Origin of the sequence: Vibrio sp. 2096, assembly GCF_033339595.1 — a bacterium.
Taxonomy (GTDB): domain Bacteria; phylum Pseudomonadota; class Gammaproteobacteria; order Enterobacterales; family Vibrionaceae; genus Vibrio; species Vibrio alginolyticus.
Window position 1 is genome coordinate 548,314 of record NZ_JAWOUX010000003.1, and the last position, 11,150, is coordinate 559,463.

The 11,150-nt window shown below is 50.1% G+C and carries 22 protein-coding genes; 1 reads left to right on the plus strand and 21 read right to left on the minus strand.

Going from position 1 to position 11,150, the window contains the following annotated elements:
• Positions 1-216: 216 nt before the first annotated feature.
• The 20 genes from R7Q41_RS08645 to R7Q41_RS08740 all read right to left on the minus strand — a co-directional run bounded on the left by R7Q41_RS08645 (position 217) and on the right by R7Q41_RS08740 (position 10,163).
• On the minus strand, positions 217-402 hold the full coding sequence (locus R7Q41_RS08645; protein ID WP_025543506.1) for a hypothetical protein: 186 nt from the start codon (positions 400-402) through the stop codon (positions 217-219).
• Positions 383-610 (minus strand): hypothetical protein, encoded by a 228-nt coding sequence (locus tag R7Q41_RS08650; protein ID WP_140305314.1) that lies wholly within the window; start codon positions 608-610, stop codon positions 383-385. Before R7Q41_RS08650 ends, R7Q41_RS08645 begins: the two co-directional genes overlap by 20 nt.
• Before the next feature lie 62 nt (positions 611-672).
• Complete coding sequence (locus tag R7Q41_RS08655; protein WP_063518152.1) at positions 673-1,143, minus strand: hypothetical protein; 471 nt, start codon at positions 1,141-1,143, stop codon at positions 673-675.
• 2 nt (positions 1,144-1,145) lie between these two features.
• Positions 1,146-2,270 (minus strand): TasA family protein, encoded by a 1,125-nt coding sequence (locus R7Q41_RS08660; RefSeq protein ID WP_318144470.1) that lies wholly within the window; start codon positions 2,268-2,270, stop codon positions 1,146-1,148.
• 3 nt (positions 2,271-2,273) lie between these two features.
• Positions 2,274-3,014: a hypothetical protein gene (locus R7Q41_RS08665; RefSeq protein ID WP_025766627.1), complete on the minus strand. Its 741-nt coding sequence runs from the start codon at positions 3,012-3,014 to the stop codon at positions 2,274-2,276.
• On the minus strand, positions 3,011-3,526 hold the full coding sequence (locus R7Q41_RS08670; RefSeq protein ID WP_005457437.1) for a hypothetical protein: 516 nt from the start codon (positions 3,524-3,526) through the stop codon (positions 3,011-3,013). The genes R7Q41_RS08665 and R7Q41_RS08670 overlap by 4 nt, the downstream gene beginning before the upstream one ends.
• A complete protein-coding gene (locus R7Q41_RS08675; RefSeq protein ID WP_025627788.1) occupies positions 3,527-3,913 on the minus strand; it encodes a hypothetical protein in 387 nt (128 codons plus the stop codon).
• Positions 3,898-4,095 (minus strand): hypothetical protein, encoded by a 198-nt coding sequence (locus tag R7Q41_RS08680; protein ID WP_005457419.1) that lies wholly within the window; start codon positions 4,093-4,095, stop codon positions 3,898-3,900. Before R7Q41_RS08680 ends, R7Q41_RS08675 begins: the two co-directional genes overlap by 16 nt.
• Complete coding sequence (locus tag R7Q41_RS08685) at positions 4,092-4,235, minus strand: hypothetical protein (protein WP_074000083.1); 144 nt, start codon at positions 4,233-4,235, stop codon at positions 4,092-4,094. Before R7Q41_RS08685 ends, R7Q41_RS08680 begins: the two co-directional genes overlap by 4 nt.
• Positions 4,235-4,543, minus strand: coding sequence for a hypothetical protein (locus R7Q41_RS08690; protein WP_025627790.1), 309 nt, complete (start codon positions 4,541-4,543; stop codon positions 4,235-4,237). Before R7Q41_RS08690 ends, R7Q41_RS08685 begins: the two co-directional genes overlap by 1 nt.
• 9 nt (positions 4,544-4,552) lie before the next feature.
• Positions 4,553-5,380 carry a major capsid protein P2 gene (locus tag R7Q41_RS08695; RefSeq protein ID WP_025627792.1) on the minus strand — a complete coding sequence of 276 codons (828 nt, stop codon included), beginning with the start codon at positions 5,378-5,380 and terminating at the stop codon, positions 4,553-4,555.
• The gene (locus tag R7Q41_RS08700; RefSeq protein ID WP_005457441.1) at positions 5,380-5,508 is read right to left on the minus strand and encodes a hypothetical protein; all 129 of its coding nucleotides are present in this window, start codon (positions 5,506-5,508) and stop codon (positions 5,380-5,382) included. Before R7Q41_RS08700 ends, R7Q41_RS08695 begins: the two co-directional genes overlap by 1 nt.
• Positions 5,509-5,620: 112 nt before the next feature.
• On the minus strand, positions 5,621-6,379 hold the full coding sequence (locus R7Q41_RS08705) for a hypothetical protein (protein WP_031380913.1): 759 nt from the start codon (positions 6,377-6,379) through the stop codon (positions 5,621-5,623).
• Positions 6,351-6,806 (minus strand): hypothetical protein, encoded by a 456-nt coding sequence (locus tag R7Q41_RS08710; RefSeq protein ID WP_029826997.1) that lies wholly within the window; start codon positions 6,804-6,806, stop codon positions 6,351-6,353. Before R7Q41_RS08710 ends, R7Q41_RS08705 begins: the two co-directional genes overlap by 29 nt.
• On the minus strand, positions 6,796-7,329 hold the full coding sequence (locus R7Q41_RS08715) for a hypothetical protein (RefSeq protein ID WP_318144471.1): 534 nt from the start codon (positions 7,327-7,329) through the stop codon (positions 6,796-6,798). Before R7Q41_RS08715 ends, R7Q41_RS08710 begins: the two co-directional genes overlap by 11 nt.
• On the minus strand, positions 7,322-7,633 hold the full coding sequence (locus tag R7Q41_RS08720; RefSeq protein ID WP_005457413.1) for a hypothetical protein: 312 nt from the start codon (positions 7,631-7,633) through the stop codon (positions 7,322-7,324). The genes R7Q41_RS08715 and R7Q41_RS08720 overlap by 8 nt, the downstream gene beginning before the upstream one ends.
• Before the next feature lie 3 nt (positions 7,634-7,636).
• Entirely contained in the window at positions 7,637-7,831 is a 195-nt protein-coding gene (locus tag R7Q41_RS08725) for a hypothetical protein (protein ID WP_172563183.1), read from the minus strand.
• Positions 7,832-7,848: 17 nt separating this feature from the next.
• Entirely contained in the window at positions 7,849-9,666 is a 1,818-nt protein-coding gene (locus R7Q41_RS08730) for a replication endonuclease (protein WP_171345690.1), read from the minus strand.
• A 12-nt stretch (positions 9,667-9,678) separates the two neighbouring features.
• Positions 9,679-9,975, minus strand: a complete 297-nt coding sequence (locus tag R7Q41_RS08735; RefSeq protein ID WP_005479376.1) for a hypothetical protein — start codon at positions 9,973-9,975, stop codon at positions 9,679-9,681.
• The gene (locus tag R7Q41_RS08740) at positions 9,972-10,163 is read right to left on the minus strand and encodes a hypothetical protein (protein ID WP_029825092.1); all 192 of its coding nucleotides are present in this window, start codon (positions 10,161-10,163) and stop codon (positions 9,972-9,974) included. Before R7Q41_RS08740 ends, R7Q41_RS08735 begins: the two co-directional genes overlap by 4 nt.
• A 145-nt stretch (positions 10,164-10,308) precedes the next feature.
• On the opposite strand from R7Q41_RS08740, the gene R7Q41_RS08745 reads away from it, so the two are divergent.
• Positions 10,309-10,572: a helix-turn-helix domain-containing protein gene (locus R7Q41_RS08745; RefSeq protein ID WP_029825094.1), complete on the plus strand. Its 264-nt coding sequence runs from the start codon at positions 10,309-10,311 to the stop codon at positions 10,570-10,572.
• Between the two features lie 8 nt (positions 10,573-10,580).
• Here the strand turns inward: R7Q41_RS08745 and R7Q41_RS08750 are convergent, their stop codons facing one another.
• The gene (locus R7Q41_RS08750; RefSeq protein WP_258487676.1) at positions 10,581-10,949 is read right to left on the minus strand and encodes a DUF3693 domain-containing protein; all 369 of its coding nucleotides are present in this window, start codon (positions 10,947-10,949) and stop codon (positions 10,581-10,583) included.
• Positions 10,950-11,150: the final 201 nt, after the last annotated feature.

Consider the following 11,150-nt stretch of genomic DNA (forward strand, 5'->3'; position numbering starts at 1 on the left):
TTATTTTATAGTGAGTTAATTATTAAGCATTTACCACTTATTGCAAACAAAAAAGCCGAACCCCATCGCTAAGGGTTCGGCTTTTTTAGGCCTCTGCTTTGGTGGCATTCATTTGAAGCCTGTCGAGGTCAATCGACCCGCCAAAAGTATCGGCTCCCTACTCGCTGTGTAAATCGTCATTAGTAACGTTTCGAACCAGTTCGCAAGGTTTAAGCCTTAGCTTTCATTGTTGCGCGTGGCCGTTAGAACCAAAACACTTTCTCGCACTTCTTGCAGCCCTTGGGTTAGCTGCTTATTGATTGCAATCTGGTATTTCAAGTTCATACCCATCAAAGCAAACAGCACAAGCGATTCAGACGAAAAGCCCAGACCAGATAAGGCGTTAACTAGGGCGCTCTCCATCCAAGCCCCCTACTTTTTTGCTTGGTTTCCACTTGTCCGGCAACGCTTCATAAGCGCCAATCACGGCGGGAATCGCTAAGCCAACCGCACCGCCAAAATTCACGCCCGTATCGGTCAATTCCACGCTGAATAAATGGCCGTAGCCCGTTGCCGCAGCGATAACAGAACCAAGAAGCGTTAAGCCTTTTAATGTTGAACGTTCAAACATGATTATTTCCTTAATATAGTTAAACGTCATATGACGCTATCAATGACGTTTTCAACGACGTTTTAAGCTAACTCGACACCTTTCAGTACCGTGTGCTTGCTGTAATGGCGACCCACTTCCATGATGCTCATGGCGTGAAGCACTTCGACCAGCAACGGCTTGTTGTTCACTAAATCAATGCGCTCATCCATACCGACGCCCACACGACCCGCGACAAAGCGTGCATAGTTGGCCGTGTGGTTTTCGTTTGGTGGCGCAAAGCGGTGAATGATTTCGGTCAGCGTGTGCAGTTCGTGGCGTAGCTGATAGTTACGCAGCAAAATGGCTCCGGCACGAAAGCCCCATTCGGGCGCTTTAAAGGTTTCAAAGGCTTTATCGCGTGACGGCGTCACCTTGCCTTTCCATGCATTGGCGGCAATGCGAATGTTAAGCGGGTTATGGATGCGAATCCCGCGAACGCTTGATGTGGTTGAGGTTGTCATAGTAAAGGCTCCCATCCCTAAGAGTATGATGACAAAGATAAATAGCGGCATAGCTACACCGCTTGATAGTTGGCTGAGCTGAAGTAATTCAAGTGCACAGGCGATTCCGAGTAGTACGCCATGATGACAGTGGTTGCATCAGCAACCGCTCCACGCACACTGACTTGGTCATAACGGGTTTTCACCACTTCGGCGGGCAAGTTCTGCATGGTGTAATATCCTGGTGTGCCTTTTAAGCTCGCAAAGATAAGGTGCTTTTCCATGCCAAACGGCATCAAAAACTTACTCACGTTGAGGTGGACGCCCGCTTCAACATCTGCTTTGCTGAATTCGCCAAACGACTCCGTTAATCGAAAACGGCGTGTGGCGGTGTCGCTTGGCGTCAAGTCTGGAATGATGTCCAGTTCATCAGGGTTTAAAAACACGCCCGCACTGACTGGGCTTGAGGTGAACTCGCCCAAACTGGTATCTGACTCCACAAAGTAAGCGTACAAACCGCCCGCTTGGAGCTTAATGCCGTGCAACCATGCTTGTGAAAACTGGTTAAACCCTGCTTCGGCAGGAATCTGCGCTTGTGCCACATACCCGACGAAATCGCCGTTTGCATCAAGTTCAAGCAAACCAAAACGCACGGCGGTGTTCTTTTCACCACGGAAAAACAAGCTATACGATTGATTTTCTGGCACCCACGCGGTGCCCTCATCGTTGAGCGCTCGTAGCTCTCGGTCAAAAGGCGCACTGAACACACTGAAATGTAATACTCGACTGTTTGAGCCTGTCGCCAGTAAATAGGACGCTTTGGCCGTGTAGTCGAACTTCTCAATATCACCGCCCAGACTTGAGTACGCCACGCTGTGATAATCGCTCACGCCATCAATCGGCACGACTTCCACACCCCAACCCACGGGAGCCGGACGGCCAAAGCTGCGCCCAAGGTGCATTTGGTTTGCAGCTTGGTCTTTGTAGGTGTAGGCATTGGTGAGCCAACGCAGTTGATGCGGTGAGCCCATCGCCAAATCAACACCGGAATGTGATAGTTCAGGGTTTACCAATAGGTTTTGCGGTGCGTCGCTTGCACTCTCTGCACTCGCGGCCTTGGCGTCGTCGATGCAATCGGCCAAGTATTCAATTTTGTTGCGCGGGTCGCCGTTCGGTAGATTTTCTCGTACTTGTCCCATGCGTTAAATCTCCATAGTCGTGACGGTGTCACCCGCCGTACCTGTTAAGGTCATGTCGGCCGTGCTTTCAATGGTGATGCGCTCGCCCGCTTCCAGTTCAAACGCATCAATAAACACCGAGGCGCTATTGGCTTTCGCCGCCTTAATCGTGATGGCTTTGCGCGTGGCGTTGTGTGCAATGTTGTGCGGGAACACGCTCACCGCTTCGGTGATGAGGTTTCCACTGACTTGTTCATCCACTTTGACCACTTGCGCGGCTTCGAGCGTGACCGCGGGCAATGCGGACACTTCCACCGATGGTAATGACGTCACCGCCAATTTCTGATTGGCTGCCAGTTCAACAGCAGGCAGCGCAGACACTGCCAGTTGTTGATTTGCTGCAATGTGTACAGCAGGTAATTGGCTTACTGCCAGTTGTTGATTGGGCGCGATTTCTACCGCGGGTTGCTGTTCAATTACCACGTTCGGCAAGGCTTGAACCACGACGCTTTGACCCTCAACAGGCGGCGTAAACGTTCCAAAACCAAATTGAATTTCAATCTGGTTGTCGGTGCGACTTGAGATAAGCAAACGCCCAAGGTGCTTACCCTCGCCCACGTTAAACACCGACGACTTGCCAAGCGTGACGCGTTCACCGGACGATTCACGATAGATTTCGATTTCAGCTTGCGCCGCTTTCAAATACAGCCAATTACCATCTGGCGTCAGCGGGATGGCTTGACCCGCGATTAGTTGCGTGTTCATCGTTTCTTCACCATTACGTAGCCAAGCACCAACACAAGCACGATTGCCAGAACGACCATCATCTTGCTTGTTTCGACTTGCCCGCCGTCTTGTTTGAATTTCGCCAAGTCCATCATGGCTTGCAGATTCTTCGAGTTTTGTGCCGCTTGGCTGCCCGCCAATCCCGCCAACATATCGAGGTTTTCGCTGTTGGTTGAGGCGTACGTTGCCAAGGAATCGCCCGCGAAATCGGCCACTTCATCAATGGCGGTTTCGGCTATGTCGTGCGTGGTGTCCATCGCTTCAAGCGAAATACGCTCATTGCTGTTGAGCATTTCCCCGCCAAACTCAAAGGCTTGTTCGCCAAGCTCCATGGCGGCATTGACTGCGCCGTGGTCGGTCATGGTGGTGTTGATGGTCGAGTTGTTCACACCCGAAATCGCCACACCAAGGTTATCGCCACTAATGGCATTCTGACCGCTGACGTTAGTGGTGTTACTGGTATTACTCGATTTAGATTTAGAACTACCCATCTACTGCACTCCCAAATCCAAACGAATAAAGTCGCCGTCTTGCTTGGCGGTCACGCCAATTGAACGCACCAAACGGGCAACGCCATCAAAGGCGGTGTCGGCGGTCATGGATGACATGCCCGCCGCTTTCACCACTTTGCATAACTGGATAATTCCCGAACGCAGACCGTGACCCGCGACGCCCCACAAAAAGTAGTTATCCCCGTCTCGCTCACCCGCAATGATGAGATCATTTTCATTGCTGATTAGGCGATACAAACTCACGCGGCCATCCTTGACCGCTTTGCACAATTCGATATACGCATCAGGGCAAGCGCGAAACGCGGGCTTGAGCTCCCCAAGCGCACGTTTCGATTGCGTCACGACTTCAATTACTTCTTTTTCCATAGCAACACCGCCGCAATCACAATCACTACAAGAATCATCAACGTGGTGGAATTGCCCCCGCCCATATTGATATTGCCCACCGAGAGGCTGCCACTTGATTCACCATCGGCACCGCTGACCGCGGGACCACCGTTGGCGCTAATTGGCATCGAGCCGGAATTGCCTAAAAGCCCACCAATCATAATTTGAATCCTTTCTTGTACAGGACATAACACACCAGAAGCAGACCGAGCACCCATCCGATGCGGTCAAAACCGCCCGAGACTTTGATGCCCGCCCATACGCCCACCGCACCTACAATCAGGTATGGAATAAACGGCATTACTTCTTCCCCTTAGCGACGTAGAACATCGCCAATAACAACAGTACGAACAGCATTCCCATCATCAGGTGCGTGGTGGTCACCCCCGCAAACGCGGAGGTGTACACAGGCTCACCCGTGGGTTGTTGGTAGTCGTTATTGTGCTTTCGCTGTTCATCTGGATTGCTGGATTCGACGCGTTGAGCTTCGTTCTCAATCTTTACGCCGAGCCAGTCCTTGCCCAAGTCGGTGACGTCGGTCATCAGTTCGCCGCCCGTTTCTAAGACGCCATCCCAAATGGAACCCCACATGCTTTGCTCTTGCGCCATAACGCCCCCTTACTGCGCGGTAGGCACCGCCACTTGTTCGATGGCTTCAATCAGTACCGGAATGCTACCCGCCGCCGTTTTTTCCACTTCAAACGCCAGTTGTTTCATGGCCGCCGTTGGTAAACGTGCTTCGCTACCAAAACCGCAACGCGTGAAGTCCATCGAGAAGAAGCCCGCATTCTGCTCACGACCTGCCGCGGCTAAGTCGTAGGCGTTATCGGCCTTGTTGACGTTGAGCTCTTCACGTTCATCACGCAGGACGCGAACGCGTTCAATTGTGTTGTCTTTGAGGTGCAAACGCTTGATAGACAGCGCCGCGCTACGCTCGGCAAAGTCAAACGGTGTGCGACCACTTGATGCGGCGTACCACGTTTGGGAATAGATGCGCGGCATGTAGATGCGTTGGCTTTGCGCCGCCGTGGTATGAGCACGAGCGCGAATCATTGGTGCCGCGGCACCCGTTTTGGCTTTTAGCTGGATGTACATAAACCAGATTTCGCCTTGCAGCGTGACTAGCTCACCTGTACGGATACCCAGTTTGGTACGCATCGACAAATCCGAGAAGTTCAGCACGTAGCGACCCGCTTGCACGTATTCTTTCTTGTGCTCTTGCAAGTCGATAAGGTCTTGACCCGTCACGTTGACGATTTCACGGCCGTTCACTTTCACCGTGATGCGCTCAATGTCTGCCGCGTCGAGAATGTCCGTGACCAGTTCAATGTTTTGGTAAGTAGGACCCGATACCAAGCGCAAGGTGGCTTGGTTGCCCCAGTTCACACCCTCAACAGGGTCAAGCTCACGTGGACGCGGGTTAAAAGGTTGTTTTAGTGCTTCCATTAGAACCACCCATTTTCGCCGTTAAGAGTTTCACGCACTGGATTGAGCACGCTGATGTTGTTGATAGCGGCAATCACGATTAACGTGATAATCAGTGCCATCAGTAGGTTTTTGTGTTGCTGTTTCATGTTGTCCCTTTCGGTTGTACACGGTTAAAAAGTGATTTCATGAAACAGGGAAACGGGCGGGCTTGGAAGTTGGAGAAACCTATAGGTTAAGTGGTTAACCTATAGGTTGGATTTAGCGTTGAAGTGCTCCGGTTAGACAGTTGAATGCGCCTTTTTCGACGTTGCCGATACCATCCCGAACCAACAAATATTCGGCAATCGGCTTGCCAATTGCGGCTTTGTTGTTCTTGGCTGACTTCAATCCCGCCAAGGTATCGACGCACAAGCCCTTTTTATCTGCGAGCCATCGTGCATCGGCCATCGAGTTCACCGCACCAATCCACCAAACAGGCGATTGCTCGGTCACGGTCTTGGGCACTTCCTGCCCGCGTTGGAAAATCGAATGCAGCACAAGCCCATATTGACGCCCACCTCGCCATAATTCGCCCGCTTTGCCTTTGAGTTTACCGGACGTTTCCACGCAGCTTGCTAGCTCTTCGATGATCACATGCAGTTGTTTAGCGTCGCCATTACCCACCGCCCATACCGCGGCACTGAAGAACTCCAATTCTTCCGAGCAAGCCCCATCTTTGGGGATATACGCCAACTTGAACGACTTGCCGCGTTTACGTGCCATCACCAAAGCCTTGACGAACGCCACGCGAGAACTGGTTTCAAGGCATTGTTGGCCGCGGAATTTCGCCCCCGCATAGTTGCGGTAAGGGTCAAAAAAAACCGCTTGCGCGGCTTTTGGCACTAAACCTAAGTGCTTAACGGCGGAGGTTTTACCCCCGCCCGTGCCCGCCACATAGATGACATGCTCGGCATCGTGTGACGGGTTGGAGTTGACCGGATTGGGGAATTTAAGCGGCGTCTTTTTCTTTTTGCTCACGCTGTTTTTCCTCCTCTATCGCTAACAGCTCTTTTTGGTATGCCATGGTTTTCTTGGCACTGTAGACCAGCGACAACACCGCCAAGCCGAGAACGGCCTCTTGCATGTAATCACCAAACAGCGACGACACGCTGTCACTGTGTTTTTCCAACACAGGCAACGCCGCATCAATCACCGCCGCTTTGCCTTTTTCATCAAACTCAAAATCGACACCGGAAATAATCGACGTCGCTTGTTCGGCAATGGTGAACAGTACCGACAATGCGCCCTCGAACATTTCACCCGCGGGTTGGTAGTTGTCCTCGTTGGCCGCTTCGGTTGGTAAGTCGGTTAACTCACTGACTTCGGTTTGCTCCAGTCCACTGATAACCGCGGAAAAGTCACCCCAATCATCTAGCTCTGGTTGGTTTTCCATTTCATCCTGCATTGATTGGCTCTCCCTGTTCGGTTGGTTGTTTGGTTGGCATCAGTTGACGAATCGCCCAAATCAACAAGGCGACAAAGGCTATCCCCGCTAAGACTTTTTTAACCGGAAACGGCGGCTTTTTAACGGGCGTTGGAACGGGTTCCGGTTCGGTTACTTGCTCGGTTTCAACGCTTGGCGCTTCCACTTGTTCAATTACTTCAACGCTAGGCGTATCAGTGCTTGCAACGATTTCGGGCGCTGGTTCAACCGTTGGCGATTCAGCCTCAATTGTGACGGCGTCACTCACTTCTAGTTGTTCAACCGAGTCAACCATGTTGGTTTCTACAAAGGCGTTAATGCTCTTGCTCATTGGGCTGTTGCCACAGCTCGGACACTTGTAATAAAGCAGTCCTAAATTGCGTCCGTTTTTGGTGGGCTCGCCCTCGGCAATCAGCTTGCCCTCACCGACGCGATGCACGGTTGAGGGACTTTGGCAAACGGGGCACGATACGTGCCCGCGAATTGGGTTTGGGTGTTTACTCATCGGCGGCCGCCTCGACTGTTTCCAATTGCTGCATGTTGCCTTTGACACAACCACGATACTTTTCACGCACCTTGTTGTTGAGCTTGGTAAGTTGCTCAATTTGGTCGAACAACGTCGGATTCAAACCAAACGCTTCAAGCGAGAAATTACCCGTCATGAGCATCTTGCTTGCGCGTTTGATAATCGCGTTGGTGTCCATGTTTTTGAACTGGCTCAACTCCTTTTCCACACTGGCGTTGAGCTTGTCGGCCGCATCAAGCGCGGCCATTGCTTGCTGACATTCTTTAAGAGATAGCATTTCCATTTTTTAAGCCTCGGCTAGTTCTTCATCGGTGTTCGGTTTGTTCTGAATCTGTTTATTGACTTCCTTCATCCAGACCAACATGAGACGCCAAAACACGCCGCCTTTAGCGCGCTTCACTTCGGCTTCCATTTCTTGGGTGATTTTGTCGATGTTGCTCATTGGGTTGTCCTTACCTAGTTGCTGAAATCGTTGTCGCAAGCAATATCCCAAACGGGTTAAATCAGTCGTAATGTGTTGTTTTGTAATTTGATTGAACAATATTGGTCGATGGAAACCGTCGCCCCATTCGCCAACGGCTCTAATAGGCATTTCACTCCCTCAAAGCTCCATCCGGTGAGCTTCTTCAACTCCGTAATGAGTGGGGAGTTACAGTTATTTTCAGTGCTCCAAGACGTCGCTCCGCGACTTTTTAAAAGACGCTTTACGTCTTTCGTTTGCACGAGCGAATAGCACTCGCTAGCGGTTTCGATGACTTGACCGCACCACTCAAAACCAATGATTTTTTTGATTGGTTCGCCGTAGTCGTTTTTGTTTTCTTTGTAAGCCAACTTCGCCCCCTTAGCTAACTGACAAAACAGCGCCCATTTTGATGAGTCTGCCGCTTGTCTCAGTTCTTCTAGCTGATCATCTTTTTGGGTTTGTTCGGCTGTCGCACGGCGTAAACTGCGCCACAAAGACACAGGCTCACCACCAAATTGCTGAAACTGGCGAATACGATGCACCGACGCCCAAGCGCGCACTTTAAATGCGCTTTCTTCGGCTTCGGTGTCTGGCATGTGCTTACCGTTGATGTTCTTCGAGACGTACTTGGCAATGTACGCCGTTGCGCCGCCCTTGCTTGGGTCGGCCTCTTTTACGTCAAAGCGTGGCGTGATGTCGTCGCCCAATTCCTCACGGTCTGGTGCAATCGCCTCACCGCGTAGAATACGAATGATGTTGGCTTTGTCTTTGTGAGAGCAAAACAAGAAATAGTGCGCATGACTGGTTGCGTCTTTGTGTGGCTCGGCCACACGAAAGCCAAAGTATTCAATCTCTAACTTGGCCAACTTAGCGCGGGCAAGTGACCATTGGCGCATTAACTCGGCGTGTCCGTCTTTGACGCTTGAGCCATCCCACTTTGGAGAATTGCGGTGATAACGGCTCGGCAGTGTCCACGTAATGAACAGCGCGGTGTATTCCAGTTCGTCGGCCAGTTCTTCAAAGCCACGAGAGCGAACCATCATTTCAATGCGGCGGTTCTCAGGGTTAGCAATGGTGCGCTTTGCCACTTCCTCTAATGGAAAGTGCTCGCCTGTTTCCTCGTTGTACACGCTCATCGACTTCATGTATTTCTCGGAATCGCGTTGCTTGCGCTTCCAGTTACTAAAGGAAATCTCTGACACGTATTTACTTTGATGGCCTTTGTCACCCACACGGCTCATGGTGATTTGGGCGTACTCGATGTAGTCACCACGCAGACGCAGCAAACGACGTTCGACCCACTTTTCCGACTGCATTTTGAGTACCGCCGCTGTTAGCATTTGCTCTAACACTTCAACGTCTTTCACTTTGAAATTCACGTAAGGCGGCTTGATGTGAATGGTCTTAAGTAACGCTCTTTGCTCAGAATAAACCGCGGCCAACGCTTCAACAAAAGAGGCGTAACCCTCGGCATTTAGGCTTGATAAAATCTCGGCGCATTGGTCGGCGTACTTCTCCGCGAACTTCGTCAGCGCGTCGTCACGCATCAAGATATTGTGCGTCAATGGCTCGCTATGCGCACCCTTTCGACTGTCAACAAACGAGTAACGATTCTCGATATGGTGTGCGCACTTCAGGCCAAATTTCACCGCGTCTTTGGCGGTTTTAATCACGTTTTCACGTGTGGCGTTTTTACGCTGTGTGCGCGCCTCTACTTTACGGCGCACATCGTTGCGAACTATCGCGGGTAAGCGTGGGAAGAATCGGCGTGAAAAGGCACTTTGATGAATGGCATCATTGGCGAACGTCTTGCCCGCCATTTTGATTTCTATGGCTTTGGTGTCGAAGTCCATGCATCCCCCTGATTAAAGGGAAGAATCCGCGCCCACTTGGGGCGCTTCATCTTGCTTGCGGATTTCGTGTAGTGGTTGGCCATTGTTTTGCGCGCCAAGTGTCGCCATGCGATTAGCGGTAGTCGTAATATCGGCTAACGTGTCATTTTGTGCTTTGATGCAAGCGACAAGCGTCATTCCTTGGTAGAGCCAAAGCGAGGCTTCAACGGCTTCAAGCTCAAAACTATCGAAGTAGATATGAGTTCCGTTGTCTTGTGATGCAACAAGTTGGCGCTGATTGCGGCGCGATTTCCAGATACTAAGATTCATGCTACAACCCCCTGACGAAAACGTGTAGGAATGTACGTCTGTTTCTTCTTAGGGAATTGCTCGGCGAACTTCTCACGTAGTTGAGCTATCTTGTTGATAGAGTTCGCCGTTTTAGCTGGGTCTGGATTGGTGCACCCTGCCATATCAGGGCAAGGTAAGTGAATAGGATTAGTAACAATACGTTCCATGTTTGTAGCCTCCGCAAGCTTGTATCATTTTTGAACTTGGGATGACGATATACAAACCGATTATGTATTCATAGTCACTATGCATAGTGAAATCGACAAAATGATCCTCTATTATGGTGTTTGAGAGCACAGGAGAGTGAACAAAATGAACTACACAAATGAACTGTTGGATGCGGTTAAAGCTAAGTACGAATTGACATCAGAGTACAAACTGGCTCAAAAACTAGACGTTAACCACAGTCGTTTGTACTGTTGGCGAAAAGGCAAAAACTCAATGGATTGGGAAGTCGCCTTTAAAATTGCCGATATGTTAAATTTAGAAGATCAATGTGTCGTCAGTGGTTTAATTGACGACAAATACAAAAACCCCCGCCTAATCAACGCTTTACATCAAATCTCAGCCGCCTAATCGACGTTTTACCAAGCTATACATAATGCGCACTGATATAGTGATTCTTTAGGACTTGCAATCACGACAGCTAATCCAGTGCAAGCCATTGAGATTCCTGATAATCCAAGCCCGTTAAACTTTTTTGCAATTCCTTCCCATACTGCTTTTATCTGCGGATTATCATTGCGATCAGCGTGACACCCCAACAATGCAATCTCAGGGTCTAAACCTGATTGCTCTGCAAGAAAAATTGCTTGTGTATCAGTCATATAACGCTTTCCTTTGCGAAAATCACTGATTCTCTGCGGCGGCACATTCATATCCGCTGCAATTTGTTTGTCTTGTACGTAACTTTGAGCCTTTTTGTAGGCATCTAATAGTTTGTTCTGATACATACCGCTTCCTCCGTTTCCGTCAGTTTAGCTTATCAATCACCATTTTTGGTGTCTTGCGCTAACCAATTTTGGTGATTACGCTAATAACCAAATTTGGTTACTCACTTAAATTAGCTTGGTGTGGTTATGCTTACGGAACAAATCAAATCCCTTATCGAAAATGAATGTGCGCTTAGTCCTCGACTTACTGGCGTGTTCTTC